The 21,512-nt window shown below is 47.4% G+C and carries 14 protein-coding genes; 12 read left to right on the top strand and 2 right to left on the bottom strand.

Annotation, left to right across the window (positions count from 1 at the left end; all coding sequences use genetic code 11):
* The first annotated feature begins 74 nt into the window (after nucleotides 1–74).
* From cdaA to glmS, 4 genes are all read left to right on the top strand, one after another.
* Nucleotides 75–893, top strand: a complete 819-nt coding sequence (gene cdaA, locus AC58QO_RS31215; protein WP_497272501.1) for a diadenylate cyclase CdaA — start codon at nucleotides 75–77, stop codon at nucleotides 891–893.
* A complete protein-coding gene (locus AC58QO_RS31210; RefSeq protein ID WP_497272499.1) occupies nucleotides 886–2,130 on the top strand; it encodes a CdaR family protein in 1,245 nt (414 codons plus the stop codon). The genes cdaA and AC58QO_RS31210 overlap by 8 nt, the downstream gene beginning before the upstream one ends.
* 30 nt (nucleotides 2,131–2,160) lie before the next feature.
* Entirely contained in the window at nucleotides 2,161–3,501 is a 1,341-nt protein-coding gene (glmM, locus tag AC58QO_RS31205; protein WP_497272498.1) for a phosphoglucosamine mutase, read from the top strand.
* 457 nt (nucleotides 3,502–3,958) lie between these two features.
* On the top strand, nucleotides 3,959–5,788 hold the full coding sequence (glmS, locus tag AC58QO_RS31200; protein WP_497272496.1) for a glutamine--fructose-6-phosphate transaminase (isomerizing): 1,830 nt from the start codon (nucleotides 3,959–3,961) through the stop codon (nucleotides 5,786–5,788).
* A 673-nt stretch (nucleotides 5,789–6,461) separates the two neighbouring features.
* Here the strand turns inward: glmS and AC58QO_RS31195 are convergent.
* Both AC58QO_RS31195 and AC58QO_RS31190 read right to left on the bottom strand, forming a co-directional pair.
* A complete protein-coding gene (locus AC58QO_RS31195) occupies nucleotides 6,462–6,824 on the bottom strand; it encodes a cupin domain-containing protein (protein ID WP_497272494.1) in 363 nt (120 codons plus the stop codon).
* A 37-nt stretch (nucleotides 6,825–6,861) separates the two neighbouring features.
* Nucleotides 6,862–7,956 (bottom strand): Gfo/Idh/MocA family protein, encoded by a 1,095-nt coding sequence (locus AC58QO_RS31190; protein ID WP_497272492.1) that lies wholly within the window; start codon nucleotides 7,954–7,956, stop codon nucleotides 6,862–6,864.
* 307 nt (nucleotides 7,957–8,263) lie between these two features.
* Here AC58QO_RS31190 and AC58QO_RS31185 point away from each other — a divergent pair, with 307 nt between their 5' ends.
* From AC58QO_RS31185 to AC58QO_RS31150, 8 genes are all read left to right on the top strand, one after another.
* On the top strand, nucleotides 8,264–10,285 hold the full coding sequence (locus AC58QO_RS31185; protein ID WP_497272490.1) for a beta-galactosidase: 2,022 nt from the start codon (nucleotides 8,264–8,266) through the stop codon (nucleotides 10,283–10,285).
* A 24-nt stretch (nucleotides 10,286–10,309) separates the two neighbouring features.
* Entirely contained in the window at nucleotides 10,310–11,392 is a 1,083-nt protein-coding gene (locus tag AC58QO_RS31180) for a glycoside hydrolase family 172 protein (RefSeq protein WP_497272488.1), read from the top strand.
* Nucleotides 11,393–11,480: 88 nt separating this feature from the next.
* The gene (locus tag AC58QO_RS31175) at nucleotides 11,481–13,970 is read left to right on the top strand and encodes a beta-mannosidase (RefSeq protein ID WP_497272486.1); all 2,490 of its coding nucleotides are present in this window, start codon (nucleotides 11,481–11,483) and stop codon (nucleotides 13,968–13,970) included.
* Between the two features lie 73 nt (nucleotides 13,971–14,043).
* Entirely contained in the window at nucleotides 14,044–16,056 is a 2,013-nt protein-coding gene (locus AC58QO_RS31170; protein ID WP_497272484.1) for a beta-galactosidase, read from the top strand.
* Nucleotides 16,057–16,169: 113 nt separating this feature from the next.
* A complete protein-coding gene (locus AC58QO_RS31165; protein ID WP_497272482.1) occupies nucleotides 16,170–17,138 on the top strand; it encodes an ABC transporter permease in 969 nt (322 codons plus the stop codon).
* 19 nt (nucleotides 17,139–17,157) lie between these two features.
* Nucleotides 17,158–18,036: a carbohydrate ABC transporter permease gene (locus AC58QO_RS31160; RefSeq protein WP_497272480.1), complete on the top strand. Its 879-nt coding sequence runs from the start codon at nucleotides 17,158–17,160 to the stop codon at nucleotides 18,034–18,036.
* A gap of 39 nt (nucleotides 18,037–18,075) precedes the next feature.
* The gene (locus tag AC58QO_RS31155) at nucleotides 18,076–19,614 is read left to right on the top strand and encodes an extracellular solute-binding protein (RefSeq protein ID WP_497272478.1); all 1,539 of its coding nucleotides are present in this window, start codon (nucleotides 18,076–18,078) and stop codon (nucleotides 19,612–19,614) included.
* Nucleotides 19,615–19,710: 96 nt separating this feature from the next.
* On the top strand, nucleotides 19,711–21,495 hold the full coding sequence (locus tag AC58QO_RS31150; protein WP_497272476.1) for a cache domain-containing sensor histidine kinase: 1,785 nt from the start codon (nucleotides 19,711–19,713) through the stop codon (nucleotides 21,493–21,495).
* The last annotated feature ends 17 nt before the right edge of the window (nucleotides 21,496–21,512 follow it).

Below are 21,512 nucleotides of genomic sequence, written 5' to 3'. Positions count from 1 at the left end.
TAGAAGTATACCTAGGTTTATGTTATGATTCCTTTATAGAGAGAACTTTGTTTAGTCGCCTGGGGGAGAATACAATGGATTTGCTCACGAGCATCTCGGCTAAGGATATTGTCGATATACTCATCGTTAGCTATGTGATTTATAAATTGATCCTATTGGTGCGCGGGACAAGGGCCATTCAACTGATGAAGGGTATCCTCGTAGTTGTCATTATCTGGGTCATTAGTATTTGGTTTCAGTTAAGCACACTCCAATGGATGGTGAATCAAGCATTCACGTTCGGGGTGCTCGGGGTCATTATTATTTTCCAACCGGAGCTAAGAAGAGCCTTGGAGCAATTAGGTCGAGGGAAGCTATTCGGCGGCAGATCTTCATCAGAAGAGGATCAAGATGTGAACAAACGAATCAGTGAAGTGATTCGGGCTGCGCATTATTTGGCCAAGCGGAAGATTGGGGCTTTGATTGTTTTTGAGAAAGAGACTGGACTAACCGACTATGTCGAATCCGGTATTGCGATAGAGAGCAAGATCAGCGGAGAGCTGTTAATTAATATTTTTATTCCCAATACGCCTCTTCACGATGGTGCAGTCATTATTCGACAAGGTCAATTGATGGCGGCGGGTTGTTATTTGCCCCTGTCTGAAAATCCTTTCATTTCGAAAGAGCTTGGGACTCGGCATCGTGCCGCTATTGGTATGAGTGAGGTTTCAGATGCGATGTGTGTGATTGTCTCGGAAGAGACAGGTCAGATTTCATTAACCATGAATGGACATATTGTGCGGGATATTAAAGAGGAATCGTTGATTTCTAAGCTTTTTGAAGAGCTGAAGCCGAAAACAAAAGCAAATGAAAAGAACCCTTTCTTGAAATGGAGGGGGCGTTCGAATGGATAAATGGTTACGTAATACGAATGTGGTACGGATCGTCGCGCTTGTCATTGGGATTCTGCTATGGGTAGTCGTGCATATGGAAGAGACGAATATATCCGGGAACACACCGCTGCGCGAGCGCGTAGAGACTATTAATAACGTATCAATCACAACGAAATACGATGATACGCATTACTACATCTCGTCAATGTCTCCTGCGAATGTACAGGTGATCCTGAAAGGCAAGGAATCTTCCGTTAAGAAAGTGACGGCAAGTAATACGTATCAGATTCAGCTCGATTTGACGCAGGTTGGTAAGGGCGACCATCAAGTTACACTTACACCAGTAGGGATAACCTCCGATGTTGATGTGGAGATCGTGCCTAGAACGGTCCACGTCATCATTGAAGAGCTTCAGATGAAAGAAGTACCTGTGGTCATTAATGTCAAAGGCACGCCTGCAGCAGGCCTTAAAGCGGGACAACCTATTGTGAAGCCAGGTAAGGTGTATATTACGGCGCAAACGAGTAAACTCGATCAAATTGAGAACGTCCGCGGCGAGGTTTCCGTAGATAAAGCACAATCGGCGGTGACGAAGCAGGTTAGATTGCAGGCTTTTGACAAGGAAGGCAAAGAGGTCACGCTGAACATAAATCCTTCGGTTGTGGATGTTGAAGTGCCAATCACGAGTCCGTTCCAAACGATTCCGTTGCAGTTGAAAATAAGCGGTGAGCCGCCGAAAGGCTATGCCATCGCCATGGTCACGCAAACGCCAGATAAGGTGACGGTATACGGAGCGCAGGATGTCGTAGATCGCCTAGAGTTCTATCAAGGGCCGCAGTTGAATCTGCAGGATCTAAAGGAAACGAAAGATTTTGCACTGGACATTCCTCTAAGGAATAAAGTAACTCAATTGGATCCTGCGAAAGTGAACGTTCACGTAGAAATTGTGCCATCGATTACGAGAGCCGTAGAGAATGTACCGATTACGATTATTGGTCAAAATGAGAATTATGTATCTAAGGTCATACAACCAGGGTCGGCTACCATGAACATAACGGTAGAAGGTGCTCCTGCCATTATTGACCAATTGAAAGTTCAAGATATTCAAGCGATACTAGATGTTAGTAACTTACCTCCAGGTAAGCATGAATTGACAGTTACTTTAAATATGCCTACTTTTGTGAAGCTTGGACTTCCGCAAGAAGTGAAGGCGATCGTTGAAATCAGTGAGAAAAATGTAAAAGCGACAAATCCATAACGGGGAATAGAGAAAGAGGAGAATATAAAAATGGGGAAATATTTCGGTACAGATGGTGTGCGCGGTGTCGCGAATGGCGAACTTACACCAGAATTAGCTTATAAGGTTGGACGCTGCGGCGGGTATGTGCTAACAAGACAAGCGAAGCATCCGAAAGTCGTGATCGGGAGAGATACACGTATTTCGGGGCCAATGCTAGAAGCATCCCTTGTGGCAGGATTGTTATCGATTGGTGTTGAGGTCATTCGTATTGGTGTGGTGAGCACGCCAGCGGTTGCTTATTTGACGAAAAAGCTAGGCGCAGACGCAGGCGTGATGATCTCTGCTTCCCATAATCCGGTTGAGGATAACGGGATTAAGTTCTTTGGGGGCGACGGCTTCAAGCTATTGGACGAGACGGAGCTTGAAATTGAACAGCTGCTGGACGCAGCTGTGGATGAACTGCCTCGCCCAGTAGGCGGCGAGATTGGTACGGTTTCGGATGAGCCAGATGCGAAGCACCTTTATCTGGCGTTTTTGAAGGAGACGGTGTCGAAGTCCTTCGACGGCGTGAAGGTTGTTCTTGACTGTGCGAATGGCTCAGCCTATGAGCTGGCGCCTTTGATTTTCCGCGAGCTCGGAGCGGAAGTAATCACCATCGGCGCAGAGCCGAATGGGCGCAACATCAACGATGATTGCGGCTCCACCCACCCCGAGACGCTTCGCGCCGAGGTGGTTAAGCATGGCGCAGCCATCGGGCTGGCTTTTGACGGCGACGCGGATCGTCTGATCGCGATCGATGAGAAGGGCGATGAAGTCGACGGCGACTTCATCTTGAGCATTCTTGGCGATGCGCTGAATCGCCAAGGGAAGCTGAACCACGGCACCATTGTGACGACGGTGATGGCGAATATTGGCTTTTTCAAAGGGATCGAAAAAGCGGGCTTGAAGGCTCTGCAAACGGCTGTAGGCGATCGCTACGTGATGGAAGAGATGCGTAAAGGCGGCTACAACCTAGGCGGGGAGCAGTCAGGTCATGTGATTTTCCTAGATTACATCTCCACAGGTGATGGTATTCTGACGGCTCTGCAATTGGTGAATACGCTAGTTGAATCCGGGCGTAAGCTCAGCGATTTGAAAGGGATTATGCGTAAATTCCCGCAATTGCTTGTTAATATCCGTGTAGCTGACAAGAGCAAGCTGAAGGATAACGCTGTGATCGAGGAAGCAATTCGTAAGGTGGAAGATGAACTCGGCGATAACGGCCGCGTGTTGGTTCGCCCATCGGGTACGGAGTCCTTAATTCGTGTTATGGCGGAAGGCCCAGATAAAGAGCAAGTAGAAGCATATGTGCACGATATTGCGAAGGTTATTCAAGAGCAATTAGTATAATCATAGGTTGCTAGTCCCTCATTTTGCTAGGAAATAGTGAGATGAGGGATGAGGCATGCCAAAAACAAGTTGCATTACCACAATAAAATGCATATGATGAAGTTACTCAAGAAGGAAAGGCAGGGCAGAGGTTATTCGTAATAAATAGCGCCAGAACTCGCAAGCGGGACGGAAATGTAGGCCTTTGGGCTTGCTACTACGCGGTGAGTTGACGAGGTGAAGGTGTTCGAAACATTCGGCGGGGACCTTCCGGCACGAGGAGTGCCGTTAAGTTGGAGAGCAAAATCGTTTGGGCGACCGGACAGACAAGTATCCAACATCTATTAACGTTTTTTTGACATGTACACGTAATGAACGCCCTTATAGATGGTTTATTTAATTATGTTTGATAGTGAATTGAGATCCTTGACAAACAGCCCTTGCAGAAGAGGCTTATAAAAATTTGGAGGTTGTAACTATGTGCGGTATTGTTGGTTATATTGGAAAGCGTAATTCTCAGGAGATTTTATTGGAAGGCCTTAAAAAGCTAGAGTATAGAGGCTATGATTCTGCTGGGGTTGCGGTGTATACGGCGGATGGTTTGCAAATTAAGAAGGCTAAAGGCCGTATTGCGAACTTGGAGTCGCAGCTTGGTGAAACGCCATTGAACGGAAGCGTTGGCATCGGGCATACACGTTGGGCGACACATGGTAAGCCTTCAGATGTGAATTCACATCCGCACACTGATAATTCTCTAAAATTCTCCGTTGTGCATAACGGTATTATTGAGAATTATATTACGCTGAAAGAAGAGTTGATCGCGAAGGGCCATGTTTTCGTATCGGAGACGGATACAGAGGTCATTTCACATTTGATCGCGAGTTTGTACGAGGGAGATATCCTTAAAGCCGTTCAAAAAGCCGTGAAGCACATGACAGGTGCGTTCGCGCTCGGTGTTCTGACAGAGTTCGAACCTGACCGTCTCGTTGCTGTGCGTCAAGCTAGTCCGTTAATTATCGGTATCGGCGAAGGCGAGAACTTCATTGGTTCGGATATTCCAGCGATACTAGAGTACACACGCAATGTGTTTATTCTAAATGATGGCGAAATGGCGCTATTGACGCGGGATGCTGTCGAATTAATGACTTTAGAGGGGAATTTTATTTCCAGGGAAATGTTCCATGTCGATTGGGACATTGTTACGGCGGAAAAAGCCGGATTCGATCATTTCATGTTGAAAGAAATTTATGACCAACCGAAGGCGTACCGCGATACGATGGGAAGTCGTATTTCGCCTGACGGTAAGACTGTTACGTTGAATGAACTGACGATTACGCCAGAGGCGATTCGCAACATCAGCCGTGTGCATATCGTGGCTTGTGGAACGGCGTTCCATGCCGGTATGGTTGGGAAGTATGTCATTGAGAAAATGGCGCGTATTCCGGTTGAGACGGATGTAGCGTCTGAATATCGTTATCGTTCCCCGATTATCACAAAGGATACGCTTGTGATTGTCGTTAGCCAATCCGGTGAAACTGCGGATACGTTGGCGGCACTTCGTGAGGCGAAGCGTTGTGGAGCGCACGTGCTGGCGATTACGAATGTTGTAGGAAGCTCCGTTGCGCGTGAAGCGAACGATATCATTACAACATGGGCAGGACCGGAAATTGCGGTAGCTTCGACGAAAGCGTACACGTCGCAATTGATCGCGTTTTATCTTTTGGGCTTGCACTTGGCGCAAACGCTGGGTACGCAAACAGCTGAGGAAATCGCGGAAGTGATTGCCGCGATGAAGGAATTGCCTGCGCAGGTTAGTGAGATTTTGGAGCAAGCAGAAGCATTGAAGTTTGTTGCTGAAGAGATGGCGAAGCATGATAATCTGTTCTTCATCGGCAGAGGCTTGGATTATGCGGTAGCGCTGGAAGGGTCCTTGAAGCTGAAAGAAATTTCTTACATTCACTCCGAGGCCTATGCAGCGGGTGAGTTGAAGCACGGTACGCTTGCGCTGATCGAGGATGATATCCCGGTGATCGCGTTAGCGACTCAGCATGAGCTGCTCGAGAAAACTGTGAGCAACATTAAAGAAGTGAAGGCGCGCGGCGCGAACGTACTGGGTATTGCCGTGGATGGTGAGACGGAGCTGCAGAAGTCCGTTGATAGCACGTTCATTATTCCGAAAACGTTGGATGTGTTGACACCTGCGTTGTCTGTGATTCCTTTGCAGTTGCTGTCTTACTACGCGTCGTTGGCGCGTGGGAATGACGTGGATAAGCCAAGGAATTTGGCGAAGAGTGTGACGGTGGAGTAAGGGTTGAATTAAGCGCCTGCCAGAAATGGTTAGGCGCTTTTTCTTGCTGTCTGGTGATATAAAAGTGTGGAACCAGTAACAAAAGTATGGAACCGCAATAATTAATTCTTGTCTAACTAGCAGCTTTCATTCAAGTGACCTGATCAAAGAAGTTGATCGGGTCACTCAAAAAAACTGAGTATTCCACATTACGAATTGGATAATGTTGTTTGGAAGAGACATAAACCGAGAGATATTAAAAAAACTGATGAAGAAAGAGATCAACTGTTGAGCTAAATTATTCATTCAAATACTTGGATTATAGAAGGTGCTCATTATAACGAATGGGTGTTCCAAAGTTTTATAGAAAAATCAAACTCAAACTATAAACCGGCTTTTGAAATATTTGGGGATATTTTTATATGGAATGATAATTTTGAAAGCCGAATTAAACCCGAAGGTTATAAATAAGTTGGGACAATATTCTTCTAGGTCCATAACACTAAAAGATACAATCGAAATTATTAGCTCATTAAAATAACGGGAGAACGATAGTTAAAATAGAGTTGCTACAGATATTCATAATAAATTTTTTTCAAAATAAAAAATAAAAAAAACGAAGCACATACGAAAAAATGTGCTTCGTTTTTAATTCCGGGCAAATTTTCAATTGTAATGCACGGGAAATTGGTCGTCATTCCCCAATCGTCTGACGATTCGGTGCGGAATAAGTGATGATCATACGGCATGGTTCCCAACTTGTCGTTGTTGCATTGTGAGGCACATTACGCGGAATACGCAGCAGCATACCTGGTTCCAGGTGAATCACTTCATTGCCTAAGCTATGATCACATTCACCAGACAGCACGAAGATATACTCCTCGCAATTCGGGTGAATGTGCCGAGGGTTCGATTGACCTGCGTGAATGTAGACCATACCGAATGTCATTTCGCATTCTGGGTCAATTTCTTGACCGCAAAGCCACTGGATTTTCCCCCAGTTTTCATTGATTAAGCGTTCAGGGTCCTGTTTCCGTAAGTCGATCACGGTTGCCATTCGATCCATCTCCTTAAAATGAGTTTATCCAATAAAGTTATGATTCATTTATTGTTGCAAGAGTGTCCTCCGGTGTTGAACAATACGCTTCAAATAGCTTCGAAATTTCCAGGGAATCCTCCAATGTTCCTTTTTGAGGCGGCTGTCCAGATAGAATGCTTTCACAAAAATGAAGCACTTCCGGAACGTAACCAAGCATGAATATGTTCTTGTTATATAATTGCCCTAACGAAAATTCAGGCTCCCAATAAAGCGGTGCCTCATCGTCCTCAACTAGGTAAGAAGCCGTTCTTCCATACGGTCTAGCGCTTTTTGTTTTGCGATAATAGGTCAATTTTACGCCATTCTCCAGAACCACGTTAGCTCCTTGGCCAATGACCTCAAGCCGTTCGAGCGGGCTGCTGCGAGCAATGCCGGGATCCATATGCAACGTGCCGATCGCACCAGATAAGAAGCGCAGATTCGTCACTGAGCTGCCATTTACAGGCTCCCATTGATAAGATAGTGTTCCAATTTTGCCCATTAAATAATGAAGAATAGAACCAGGATGATAGATGTGATCCAGGAAACTAGTTACGTTTTTGAGGTCGGCACGATCGGAAAAGGGCGGCATCGATTGCGGATATTTGACTGAGATTGATGTCGGTGTACCGAATCCAGGAGAGCTAATGATTTGTTTAACTTTCTCGACGCCTGGGAAAAACTGTTTCTTTAGTCCCGTCATCACGAAATATCCACTATCCCGGCTTGCTTGAATCAGCTGATGCACCTCGTCACTGCTAGCAGCTGTAGGCTTTTCCATCCACACGTGAATGCCTGCCCGCAAAGCGTCCATTGCAATATTGGTGGCTTGCACACGTCCATCTGGCGTATAGCTTGTAACGATAAAGACGGCGTCCGGTTTCTCCTTTGCGAACATTAGCTTATAGTCCGTGTAAGTAGCATTCGCACCAAACTGACGCGCATAAGCCATTGCCCGATCCCCATTAGTGTCACATATAGCGACCAGATCCACCGGAGCGTATTGCAGAGTAGGGTAAATGTTCCGGAATGAGTGTCCACCTGCCCCGATAAAACAAATGCGCAGTTTTTGCTCAAATTCGAAGTTATATTTCACGGGTGAAAAATTCATCGCACTCTCTCCAATCCTTTAATTCAAATTTTTACGCTATATTATCATTGTAAATGAAGCGTTTTCGTCGGAAAATGAGGTCATCCACTGAAAAGCATAGGAATCGTCTGCTCTTCATGCTTGGTGGGGATTGCATAACTCTCGATTAGCAATGGTGACGAATTGCGTCATGCTAAACCTGACGATAACAATGCAAATCGTTCGATCTCCGTATTGGTAGCTACTGAGCAACTTGTTATGATTGAAGAGAATAGTTCGATAAGTTAAGACTATGACCAAGCTGATTGACTGGGAAGGAGCTTTACCGATGACGTGGAGAAGAGAGAAGCTAGGACAAATTTTGTACGGCGCGGATTATTATCCCGAACAATGGCCAGAAGAGGTATGGCTTGAAGATATGAAGCTAATGAAAGAAGCGGGAGTAAACATCGTACGACTCGGCATATTTGCTTGGGCGTCGATTCAGCCAGAAGAACACCGTTTTGAGTTCGGATGGCTGGATCGGATCATGGATCTGCTCGCAGAGAACGGAATCGCCGTGCATTTGGCTACGGCTACTGCTTCGCCTCCGGCCTGGTTGACCCACCGCTATCCTGAGACCATGAACGTGGATGCCAACGGCCATCCGTTCCGTCACGGTTCGAGGCAGCATTACAGTCCGGCTAGTAAGGTGTTCAGACAGTACTGCGCCGATCTTGTACGCAGGATCGCCGAACGGTACAAGAACCACCCGGCGCTGTTTATGTGGCATATCAATAATGAGCACGGCGGCCATTTGCAAAAAGACTACACACCGGATGCGATCGCGGGTTTTCGCGAGTGGCTGCAGCGGCGTTACGATACGCTGGATGAATTGAACGAACGGTGGGGAACGGCGTTCTGGAGCCAGAAGTATTCCGAGTGGGAGGAGATCGGGCCGCCAAGCACGACGCCGATCGCCTTCTGCAATCCTGGTCAGGAGCTCGACTTTACGCGTTACATGAACGATTGCCTGCTGGAGCTGTATTTAAATGAATACCGGATACTCCGGGAAGTAACGCCAGACGTGCCGATTCTCGCCAGCTTCATGATGGAGTTTAAATGGTTGAACTACTACGAGTGGGCCAAGCATATGGACGTCGTAGGCCTGGATACGTATCCCGATCCGAGACTTGGTATTCCGATTAGCCAGGCGATGGATTTCGACATGCTGCGCAGCATGAAGGACGGTCAGCCGTACCTTCTGATGGAACAGGTGACGACCCAAGTGAACTGGAGGCGGAACAACGCCCAGAAAAAGCCGGGGCAGATGCGTCTGTGGAGCTATCAGTCCATCGCCCGGGGCGGCGACGGAATTCTGTTTTTTCAATGGAGGCAGTCGAAAGCCGGGGCAGAAAAATTCCATGGTGCGCTGGTTCCCCATTCCGGCGATGTCAACAGCCGCGTTTACCGCGAGGTGCGGCAGCTGGGTGAAGAACTAAAACGTCTGGAAGTGGTCGTCGGCTCCCGGATCAAGGCCCGAACGGCAATTCTGTTCGACTATGAGAACTGGTGGGCGGTGGAGATGGCGGGCAAACCGAGCGCCGACATCCGCTACCGTGAGCAGGTCATGAAGTATTATACGGCGTTGCACGAATTGAACGTTGCCGTAGACATCGTGCAGCCGCAGTCGGATCTGAGCGGATACGACCTGGTGCTTGCGCCGGCGCTTTATATGATCGATGCTGAATCAGCGGATCGGTTGGAGCGATTCGTCGAAAATGGCGGGACGCTGCTTACGACCTTCTGGAGCGGTATCGTTGACCGAAACGACCGAGTCCATCTTGGCGGATATCCTGCTCCTCTTCGCAAGCTGCTTGGCATCCACGTGGAAGAGTTCGATCCGTTCACACCGGAGCAAACTTCAAGTCTCCAAATGGTGGACCCTGATTGTTCGGGAGATTATTCGTGCAGCTTGTGGGCGGATATCATCCGGTTGGAAGGAGCGAAAGCGCTCGGCGTGTTTACCACGGATTATTACGACGGATATCCAGCGGTCACTGAAAACGCTTACAGTAAGGGGAGCGCGCTCTATGTCGGAATGTTTCCGGAGCAGAAGCTCGCGGATAAGCTGATTCGTGTTCTTGCCGAGAGGCTGAATTTGCTCCCGGACATCCCGGTGCCTTCCGGCGTGGAGACCACGGTCCGCGAGCATAATGGAAAATCATTTCATTTTTTGCTCAATCACCTCGAACATACGGTCGTGATTGATTTGAAAGGCAGAACTTGCGTCGACCTCGTCACAGGACGTTCGTTTGCGGAACGGATCGAGCTAGAATCGAATGGCGTTGTAGTTTTGGAGTGGAAATAGATCACATCTAAGGAGCTAGAAGACATGAACTCATTTAATGGATTGGATATGGGATTGGGCAATTTGTCGCGCTTGTCGAACGCTGTGACGAGATCGATCAGCCCAGAGAACTTCACGGGAGCCAAAGGCCAAGGAGCCATGGCGACGGAAGGGACCGGAGCCGCCGGCGCGCGCGATCTCGGCATTGGATGGAAGGTTTCCCCTTCCGTGGAAATTGAACCGGGTGTGGAATTCACGATGGGAGAAATCCAAGGTCCCGGCGCCATCCAGCATATTTGGCTTACCAGTCATCCCTCAGGATGGCGGAACCTGATTTTCCGGCTTTACTGGGATGGCGAGGAGCAGCCTTCGGTCGAAGTGCCGGTCTGCGACTTCTTCTGCAACGGCTGGCAGGAGCGGGCGAACGTAAACTCCCTTCCGATCGCCGTCAATCCGGCCGGCGGCTTCAACAGCTATTGGCAAATGCCGTTCCGTAAGAGCGCTAGAATCACGATGGAAAACAAGAACGATAACAAAGCAGTCTTGTATTACCAAATCGATTACACGCTGACGGATGTGCCAGAGGACGCGGCATACTTCCATGCGCAATGGCGCCGAAGCCATCCGGTGGCATACAAGGACGTACACACGATTATTGACGGCATCCAAGGCAAAGGTCATTACGTGGGCACCTATCTAGCTTGGCAGGTCAACAACTGTGGATGGTGGGGAGAAGGGGAAATCAAGTTTTACATGGACGGCGATCAAGAATTTCCAACGATCTGCGGAACGGGGACGGAAGATTATTTCGGCGGTGCCTGGAACTGGGAGCAACCGGCGGGGCAATACGGAACTTATTCGACGGCATATCTGGGCATGCATCAAGCGATCAAGCCAGACGGCTTGTACCGCAGTCAACAGCGATTTGGCATGTATCGCTGGCATGTCATGGACCCGGTCCGCTTCGAAAACGACCTGAAAGTGACGATTCAAGATCTCGGCTGGCGTGCGGACCGCCGGTATCTGCCACAGCAAAGCGACATTGCGTCGACGGTGTTCTGGTATCAAAATGAGCCGCATGCCCCGTTCCCTAGCCTTCCTGACAATGATGCGCGAGAAGTCAAGTAATAAGCTATTTTCCAAGAGAGGGCGTCAATTTCATGACGCTCCCTTTTTTTGGTATAACATGCAACCGAAGCGAGGAGTGTAACAAAACATGCAGATCTTTGACTTAAACGGTACTTGGCAAATGCGGAATTGTTCCACCGACGCGATGGAAAAATCGTACTCGGCTGCAATCCCAGGATCGGTGCTTCGTACTCTTTTGGATAATGGCGCCATAGAAGATCCTTATTACCGAGACAACGTGGATCCGACCTTGGAGCTATTGAGACATGATTATGAGTTTTCTCGCTTTTTTTCGGTAAATCGGGAATTTTTAAACGCGAACATGGTGGAGCTTGTCTGCGAAGGGCTGGACACCTTAGCTGAAATTTACATCAACGGTCGTCGAATAGCCGGGACGGATAATATGCATCGAACCTATATGTTCGACGTTAAGTCTTTGCTGAGAGAAGGCGAAAATGAGCTGCGGATTACTTTCCTATCTTCCATTGAATACGCGGAGCGCCGCGCTGTGGAAAATCCCGTCTGGGCGACTACGACAGGACCGGCACCGGGATTCAATCAGATACGTAAAGCCCATTACATGTTCGGTTGGGACTGGGGACCGATTCTGCCGGATTCGGGAATTTGGAGGTCCATCTATCTTCGAAGTTATGAAGTGGGCATCGTTCAGGACATTTACGTAACGCAGCAACACGATCCCGGTATTGTAAGGTTAGATATAGACGTTTCAAGCCAAATACAATCAACCGTTACGGAGGATCTGGGCATCGAAGTGGAAGTCATCGGGCCGAACGGGGATGTCATTGCACGGAAAACCTGCGAAGCGATGTCTGAAACGAAGGTATTCATCGAAATCCAAAAGCCAGAGTTATGGTGGCCAAACGGTTATGGAGCGCAACCCTTGTATACAGTATCGGCAAAGCTGACTCAAAAGGATGTTGTCATCCATGAAAAACGACAGACTTTAGGGCTTCGCACCATCACTTGGCGAGTAGAACCCGACAAGTACGGTAAATCTTTTGAAGTCGTCGTTAACGGGGAAGCCCTATTCGCCATGGGTGCCAATTATATCCCTGAACATAACATATTGAGCTTTCGTAACCGTGATCGTTCGGAAAAGTTGATACAAGACTGCGTAGAAGCAAATTTCAATATGCTCCGCGTTTGGGGCGGCGGATTTTTTGAGGATGATTACTTCTACGATTTATGCGATGAAAAAGGGATTTTGATTTGGCAAGACCTGCTGTTCGCCTGCGCTGCCTACGAGATGACGGAGGCGTTTGAAACCAATATCGTTCTCGAAACGATTGATAATGTTAAGAGATTGCGACACCATGCTTCATTGGCGATATGGTGCGGAAATAACGAGATGGAATGGGCATGGGCGGAATGGAATATTCCTAGCACAGATGCCTTGCGAGCAGATTATGTGAAACAGTTTGAGGTCGTTTTACCTGGGGTGGTGCGCCAACATGATCCGAATACATTTTACTGGCTTGCGTCCCCGTCGTCGGGAGGCGGATTCGATAAGCCGAACGAACCGACGCAAGGAGACGTCCATTATTGGGACGTATGGCACGGTACAAAGCCGTTTACAGATTATCGCAAATATGATTTTAGATTTTGCTCGGAGTTCGGATTCCAATCCCTCCCGAGTATGAAAACGATCGAGTCCTTTACTTTGCCGGAAGATCGCAACATGCTGAGTTACGTCATGGAGAAACACCAGAATCATTTTGAAGCGAATGGAAAAATATTAAATTATTTGGCTCAAATGTTTCAATATCCATCGACGTTGGACGGACTCGTGTATTTGTCTCAGCTTGTGCAAGCGGATGCTATTCGCTATGGGGTAGAATTTTGGCGTCAAAACCGGGGAATCAGCATGGGGTCGCTCTACTGGCAGCTTAACGATAGTTGGCCAGTGACATCGTGGTCTAGCATCGATTTCTTCGGAAGATGGAAGGCGCTGCATTATTATGCGAAGCGGTTTCATGCCCCCGTTTTGCTCTCCGCGCGAGAGGAAGGCACGTCCGTTAAGTTATACTTGACGAATGATTCGAGGGAAGAAATACGAGGTACCGTCACTTGGGAATTAAGGGATCACCGGGACGGCATCGTGAAATCGGGTCAATTAACCGCAGCGTTACCCGCTCTATCGGCAAGTTGTTTGGAAGAACTCGATTTTGCGGAAGAGTTAAAAACGGTATGGAATAAGCGAACGCGCTACTTATCGTATGCGTTCCTACCAAACGATGGTTCCGAGGGCGAAGCGGTGAGCAGAGGAGTCGTTTTGTTCGTTAGGCCGAAGCATTTCGTATTTGAGGATCCTCGGCTCGAATGGACGGTTAAAGAGACGGATCGAGAGTTCATCGTTGAAATAAAAGCATCTGCATTCGCCAAGGCGGTTGAATTCATATTGGCTGACTCGGATAGCCGCCCGAATGACAACTATTTCGATTTGTCGTCCGGCGAGAATAGACGCATCATTTTCTCAAAAGAGTTTATATCGGAAAAGATGGACTTAACGACGTTTCATTCTCAACTATCCATTCGAAGCCTGTTCGATATTCAGTAATGCTTTAAGGAGAGAAAAGGGCGCAGGTAAGCCGTGGGGACACGAAATCGACTAAGAGTTGGAGGAAATCAAAATGTATTTTGGTGCGTGTTATTATCCGGAGCACTGGCCGGAGGAGCGTTGGGAGAAGGACGCTAAACTCATGCAAGAGGCCCGATTCAATGTGATTCGGTTAGGTGAGTTTGCTTGGGGTAAATTCGAGCCGTCTGAAGGGGAGTTCGATTTCTCGTGGCTCGACCGCGCGATGAGTGTGATGCGCCAATATGGGATGAAATTTATACTCGGCACGCCTACGGCAGGTCCACCGAAGTGGCTGATGGATCGATATGATGCGTATCAGCGAGATGTGTACGGGCAAGTTAGAGGCTTCGGGACAAGAAAGCATTATTGCATGACCCATCCGGATTTCCTCCGCTGTACAGAGCGCATTGTTACACAGATGGCCCAGCACTATGGCTCGTTTACGGATGTAATCGGCTGGCAGATCGACAATGAATACGGCGTATGCGATACGGCACGCTGCTACTGTGATCATTGCCTTCAGGCTTTCAAAGATTGGCTTCAGCGAAAATACGGTACAATTGACGAGGTCAATGAAGCATGGGGGACGGTGTTCTCCAGCCAAACGTATCGCTCTTGGGATGAACTGCATCTTCCTACCTATGCCGTGCATCAGCATCACAGCCCAGGTCTGGCGATCGACTACCGCCGTTTTGCGTCAGATTCTATTGTCGAATTCCAGCGGCTGCAACTCCAAATCATCCGGCAATACGCGCCTGCTCATCTTATTACAACGAACTTGATGGGCAAGTTCAATCAATTTGACCACTATGAGGTATCCAAAGAGCTGGATTTGTGCGCGCTGGATGTGTACCCGAATATGAAATCGGAGCCCAAGGCTCGTCCTTCCTATATGGCGGAGCAGCTTGATATAACTAGAGGATTCAAAGGAAGACAGAACTTTTGGATAACAGAGCACCAAAGCGGTTCGCCAGGAGCGATCGTGTTGTATCCGACACCCGTGCCGGGTGAGATACGTAGATGGACGTATCAATCCATAGCCCACGGTGCGGATGCGATCGTATATTTCCGCTTTCGAACGCTTCCGTATTCCATCGAAAATCTATGGCATGGCATTTTGCAGCATCATGGCGAGCCTGGGCGGAAGTTCAACGAGGTGAAGCAGATCGGGCAGGAGCTGGAGCAATTAGCACCTCATCTTGCTGGTACTTCCCCTCAGGCTAAAGTAGCAATGATTCGCTGCTATGACAATGAGTGGTCCTTAGAGCTGCAGCCTCATATGGAAGGCTATGAATATATCAAGCATTTCGAGACGTACTATAGCTACTTCTACGATCGCGGCATTACAGTGGATATTGTGTCACCAGAAGCGAGCTTTGCTGATTACGAGTTGATTGTCTCCCCTAATCTAATGATGGCTAAGGACGAAACGGTCCAAGCGCTATACCGCTACGTGGAAGAGGGCGGCTACTTGATCATGGATTTCCGCTCAGGTGCGAAGGAAATGAGCAACCAGATTACACAACAGCGTTTACCGGGCGCATTTCGAGATTTACTTGGTATCGGTATTGAGGACTATGGGATCATCGAAGCTAGTCAACAGATCGGCATGCGGGATTTGAAAAGTGGAGAAGTAGGCGCTGCGAAGAAGTGGTACGAAGTGATTGACATACTCGAGCTGGAGCCTGCTGCTGAGCCTATGGCGGTTTTTACCGATGGCTATTATGCTAACTCCCCTGCAGTTACTCGACGAGCACACGGTAAGGGCTGTAGTGTCTATATCGGAACGGCGCCTGATCAGGAAGGCTTATACAGGATACTCGATCAGCTTGCCCGCGAGCTGCAAGTTAAACCGCTAATAGGCGAGCTGCCGGAAGGTGTCGAAGCTGTTATTCGAAAGGAAGCAGGAAATGAAGGGCGCGAGCTGCTCTTTGTGATCAATCACCTGTTTACAGCGGTAACGGTTACTTTAAACCATACTTACCGGGATGCATGGACGGATCAGCCGATAAGCGGGTCCATCGCGTTAGCAGCACAAGATGTACGGGTTTTGCTAAAAGCATGAAGAGCAGACGATTCCTATGCTTTTCGGTGGATGCCCTCATTTCCCAATGGAAACGCTTCATTTACAATGAGGATATAAAGTGAAAATGCAACTTAGACAAGGAGGTGGACGTCATGCGCTCAGCATCGGCCAGTAAAGGAGTATTGGTATCTCAAACCAAAAGGAATTCCAAGGCCAAGTTTGCGGGCTATCGATACATGAAACGGTTTTGGCCCTTATACGTCATGTTGGTTCCGGGAGTCCTTTATTTTATAGTCTTTAAGTACGTGCCTCTTTTGGGAAGTGTGATTGCTTTTCAGGACTACAACATATATGGCGGCATATTCAAAAGCGAATGGGTAGGTTTCAAATGGTTTCAACAGTTTTTCGAGTTTATCCATTTCCGGCGTTTGCTATGGAACACGGTGGCGATCAGCTTTTATCAATTGATATTCGCCTTCCCGGCCCCCATTATTCTGGCGATTCTATTGAATGAGATTGGCAGGATGGCGATACGACGTACGATTCAAACCATCGTATACGTGCCTCATTTTCTATCTTGGGTCATTATTGCTGGCATTGGCTACATGCTTCTGTCTCCTCAGATCGGGCTGATCAATCATGTGATACAAGCCTTCGGCTATGAACCGATTTTCTTTCTGCAAGAGACCAGCTGGTTTCGCTTCATCGTCGTTGGATCGGGCATATGGAAGGAAATGGGCTGGAACGCCATCGTATTTCTAGCCGCAATTGCGGGGATTAGCCCCTCCCTTTATGAAGCAGCACGTATTGACGGCGCAGGTCGGTGGAAGCAGCTCCTGCACATCACGCTGCCTGGTATGCTGCCGGCTATTATGCTCCTGCTGCTCCTAAAGATAGGACACATTTTAGATCTCGGCTTTGAGCAAATTTACGTCTTCCTTAATCCGATAACCTACGATGTTGGGGATGTCATCGATACGTATGCTTATCGCGAAGGGATCATGAAGACGAAATATAGCTTCACAACGGCAATTGGATTGTTCAAATCGGTCGTGGGCTTCGGATTATTGATCGTCGCGAACCGGATCAGCCGAAGTACAACGGGAGAGCGGCTATTCTAGCAAGAGGAGGTCCAATAAGATGCGTTACCGTACTACCATCGGAGAAAAAGTATTTGATACGATTAACTACACCGTCCTGCTGATAGCCTGCGCCGCCGTATTGCTGCCTTTTCTCTATATAGTAGCAAGCTCGCTCAGCTCACCACAGGCGATCATACAAGGCGAGGTCACCTTATGGCCGAAAGGCTTTAACTTGAACAATTATCAAGTTGTCTTTGAGAACTCCGTATTTTGGCGATCATTCGGCATTACAGTCTTTGTCGTCATCGTCGGTACAGCTCTCAATATGTTCTTGACGCTAATAACCGCATATCCGTTATCCAAGCATGGATTGAAGGGTAAAAATTTGATCCTCATGCTGATCGTCTTTACTATGATTTTCCAAGCGCCGATGATTCCTACCTACTTAGTTGTGAAAAGCTTACACCTATTAAACACTGTATGGGCGCTAATCATTCCGAGCGCGCTCGTCGCATTCAATATGTTCATCTGCCTGACCTTCTTCCGATCCCTACCCGAGGAGCTGTTCGAATCCGCTCGGATTGATGGTATGAAAGAATTCTCTATCCTTTGGAAAATTGCTGTACCCTTGTCGAAACCAATCATGGTGACGCTAATTCTATTCTACGCGGTTGGGAATTGGAACAATTATTACTCCGCCCTGCTGTACATCAATAAATACGAGCTTAGACCGCTGCAATTGTACATGTATTATTTGATTTCACAGTTCAATATGAACGAGGAGCTCGCTGCTGCTGCTGAATCGAATGTGGTCCTCTCCCCACAAGGCTTGCAAATGGCAACCATTATCGTAGCAACTGTACCCATACTCCTGGTTTATCCATTCATCCAAAAGCACTTCATCAAGGGTGCGCTTATTGGCTCGATCAAAGAATAACCATTCTTTGATATATATCATTTGAGAGGAAGGGTTTATATGAAAAAAGGGATCAAGCAAACCGCAATTCTTTTAGCATCGAGTTCATTGTTGGCAACAGGCTGTGGAAATGGTGAACAGAGCGCCTCAAGTCCAAGCCCAAGTGCAAGTGTAAGCGCATCAGCAAGTGCATCCGCAGCTCCAACACCGTCTGCACCAACGAAAATTCGCATGTTCACTTCCGACAACTCGCAACCACCAGTTCTAGCTAATGACCCTAATATTCTCTATTTAGAAAAGAAAACGAACACCGATTTGGACATCGTCACCTTACCGCATGCACAGTATGCCGATCAGCTTACGCTTAAATTTGCCTCTGGCGATTTCCCAGATGTATACCAGTCCTGGTCTGGACCTGACACTGACTTAGTTGCTTCCGGTAAGGTCCTAGAGCTAAACGCGTTAATTGACAAGTACGGACCGAATCTGAAGAAATATATTCCGCAGGCATCATGGGATGCCGTATCGGTTAACGGTAAAATTTTGGCTATTCCACAACCGATCGCTTATTCGGGCGCCGTGACGTATGTGCGTAAAGACTGGCTCGATAAGCTGGGATTGCAAGTACCTAAAACTTCGGATGAACTGATGACTGTTCTGAAAGCTTTCCGGGATAAAGATCCGAATGGTAATGGGAAGAAAGATGAGATCCCGTATTCCATGCGCGAGAAATTAACATGGGGCGAGAATTTGTTCGGCATGTGGGGCGTGAACCAACAGTGGACGGAAGTGCTCTACAATAATGAAGTCATCCTTCAGAACATTCATCCGAATATGAAGCCAGCGATCTCTTATATGAAAACGATGGTCGATGAAAAAGTGATGGATTCCGAGTTTTTAACGAACTCCAGAGCGGTTTGGGAGCAGAAAATTAAATCCGGTGTCGTTGGTATGTGGACACATTCCATTGGCTTAGCTTGGCAGTGGCAGTCAGACCTTGATAAGGCGCTTCCTAATGAGAAGCCGAATGTCATTGCGATTCCGACTCCGCGTGGTACAGGGTATACAGGCCCACTCGGAACTCGCTGGAGCCCAGTTGGTAAAACCTATATCATCATGAAAAATACAAAAAATCCAGAAGCCATTGTTAAATATTTCGATTGGCTTATGAGTGAAGAAGGGCAAATGCTCACAGATTTGGGTCAAGAAGGCGACTCTTATAAGAAGGAAAACGGTAAAATCGTTGTAGATGCTGCGAAAATCGAGAAGCTGTCTCCGTTTAACATTATGTTCAAGATTCATGATACTAATGAAGCGGTCGAAGAAGCGAAGCTGAATAATCCAGTAGCCTATGGTAAATTGAAGACGGCGCGTGAGATAGCCTCCAAGGAAGGCTACCCTACCGAATCTGTTGGTATGCCACCTGCGAAGGAAAGCTACAACATCGCCACGATGTTCCTCGAAGCGACCAGTAAGATTCTATTGGGCAAGGAGCCGATTGATTCCTTTGACGAATTCGTCAAAACTTGGCGCAAGCAAGGTGGAGACCAGATGGTCAAGGAGCGTACTGACTGGTACAATAAAAACAGGAAGAAATAATTTTTAAAACAAGAAAGTATAACCTCGCCAAGTCATGTACTGGGCGAGGATTATGCTTTTTACTCTACATGTGAAGGTATAGAGCAGGGGGCTTCTATGTTCAAGAAAATAAAAACGTCCTTGAAATGGAAGCTAATTAGCCTGCTAATTACGATTCTAGTATCGGTCGTTGCGATGATCGGATTTTTCAGCTATTACGATACGTCTAGAACCATTCGACAAGATGCCATTCACTCTAGTGAGCAAATATTGCGACAGGCTAATCTGAACCTGGACCGACAATACATGGAGTATGAGCGAGGCTTTCTAGTACTGGGTACGAGTAACGCGTTTATTAAGTGGCTTCAGATCGATCCTAAGGATCAGTTTGAGCTTATTTCCGGTTATCATTCTTTGGAAGATAATTTTTTACACTACTTGCTTTTACGTCATCCTGAAATCTTGTCCGTATCGATGCGGTCGGATAAAGGTGGGGAATTCCATTACGCCTTGTCCGTGGGGTTATCTAAGGATTACTCGCTCTTGGATGAAGGCTGGTTGAGTGATGTCAGAAGCTGGGAGAAGGTTCAGCATCGCGTGGGACCGAGTACGAACTACTTGGATGTTAACAAAAATCCCAAGCAGCAATTTGTACTGACCATGGCAGGTCAGTTTGGAAAGCCTCTATCGAAGGGCTTCCTCAAGATGGACATTACCCTGGAAACCGCTCAATCGATTCTGAATCAAATGCAGCTAGGAAAACAAGGGAGCAGCCTGATTGCTAAACCGGATGGAACGATTCTATTACACCAATCCTCTGACAAGATCGGTAGCGTGTTGGAAGCGGACATTATTGCGCAGTTCACCTCAGATAACGGCAGCTTTATTCGTAAGGAAACGAACCAGCTGATTGTGTTCGATACGATACCTTATACGGGTTGGAAGACCGTCCTCATCTTATCAATGGATGATATTACGCATAGCATGAATCGCGTTCGCAATGTAACAATTGTGGTCGCCTCTCTCGGAATGATCATTGGGATTATATTTGTGACTCTCGTCGCTACGTCAGTTACCCGCCGGTTGTCTAATCTTCGTTCGAATATGAAGCAGGCTCAATTCGGAAATTTTAAAAGTCGCCTTCATATTGAAGGCGAAGATGAGGTATCAGATCTTAGCCATTCCTTTAACCGAATGCTAGCGGAGTTAGATACTTCGATCCAACAGCTAACTGATACGAAGCTCATGCAGCAGCGGGCTTCTTTCTCAGCGATGCAATCACAGATCCACTCCCATTTCTTATATAATGCGTTAGAATCTATTAATTCAATGGCCCATTTGGCCGGACACGATCGAATCGAAAGAGCTTCCATTTCACTATCACGCATGCTCCGTTATACTTCTAATTTCAGAGATACCTATGTGAGGGTTGAGGATGAAATATCTCATGTGATTCACTACATGAATATTAGTCAGATTCGTTATGGTGAAGGGGTAAGCTTTCGTATCGATTTACCTGAGGACTGTCGGGACGCTTTATGTCTCAAGGTAGTGCTACAGCCAATTGCAGAAAATGCGATCAAGCATGGGATTGAAACAACGGGGGAGCCCACTCGACTAGAGGTAACCGTCCATCGAGAGGGTGATCTGGTATGTGTCGTTTTCGAGGATAACGGGAAAGTGTATGATCCAGAGCGGCTAGAGGCATTCCGATCACGTCTGCTCGAACCCATGCGAAATCAAGAAGAATATACGACCTTAACCAACGTCGGTCTGCTGAATGTCCATTATCGGATTCGTGCTTTCTACCAAATGGACGGGATCGGTGTTGACATCCATTCAGATAGCCGTCTAGGCGGAGTGAAAGTAACTGTACGATTTCCTTTCAAGCAGAACATTTAGAAGGAGCGATAACCTTT

The organism is Paenibacillus sp. J31R30 (assembly GCF_059692115.1).
Note: the sequence above shows the minus strand (reverse complement) of the source record. Positions and strands in the feature narration are given on the sequence as shown.

Bases quoted from the DNA above. Each gene is read 5' to 3' on its own strand.
- AC58QO_RS31210 (WP_497272499.1), top strand. From the start codon at position 886: ATGGATAAATGGTTACGTAATACGAATGTGGTACGGATCGTCGCGCTT.
- glmS (WP_497272496.1), top strand. From the start codon at position 3,959: ATGTGCGGTATTGTTGGTTATATTGGAAAGCGTAATTCTCAGGAGATT.
- AC58QO_RS31195 (WP_497272494.1), bottom strand. From the start codon at position 6,824: ATGGCAACCGTGATCGACTTACGGAAACAGGACCCTGAACGCTTAATC.
- AC58QO_RS31180 (WP_497272488.1), top strand. From the start codon at position 10,310: ATGAACTCATTTAATGGATTGGATATGGGATTGGGCAATTTGTCGCGC.
- AC58QO_RS31190 (WP_497272492.1), bottom strand. From the start codon at position 7,956: ATGAATTTTTCACCCGTGAAATATAACTTCGAATTTGAGCAAAAACTG.
- cdaA (WP_497272501.1), top strand. From the start codon at position 75: ATGGATTTGCTCACGAGCATCTCGGCTAAGGATATTGTCGATATACTC.
- AC58QO_RS31170 (WP_497272484.1), top strand. From the start codon at position 14,044: ATGTATTTTGGTGCGTGTTATTATCCGGAGCACTGGCCGGAGGAGCGT.
- AC58QO_RS31150 (WP_497272476.1), top strand. From the start codon at position 19,711: ATGTTCAAGAAAATAAAAACGTCCTTGAAATGGAAGCTAATTAGCCTG.
- AC58QO_RS31155 (WP_497272478.1), top strand. From the start codon at position 18,076: ATGAAAAAAGGGATCAAGCAAACCGCAATTCTTTTAGCATCGAGTTCA.
- AC58QO_RS31185 (WP_497272490.1), top strand. From the start codon at position 8,264: ATGACGTGGAGAAGAGAGAAGCTAGGACAAATTTTGTACGGCGCGGAT.
- AC58QO_RS31165 (WP_497272482.1), top strand. From the start codon at position 16,170: ATGCGCTCAGCATCGGCCAGTAAAGGAGTATTGGTATCTCAAACCAAA.
- AC58QO_RS31175 (WP_497272486.1), top strand. From the start codon at position 11,481: ATGCAGATCTTTGACTTAAACGGTACTTGGCAAATGCGGAATTGTTCC.
- AC58QO_RS31160 (WP_497272480.1), top strand. From the start codon at position 17,158: ATGCGTTACCGTACTACCATCGGAGAAAAAGTATTTGATACGATTAAC.
- glmM (WP_497272498.1), top strand. From the start codon at position 2,161: ATGGGGAAATATTTCGGTACAGATGGTGTGCGCGGTGTCGCGAATGGC.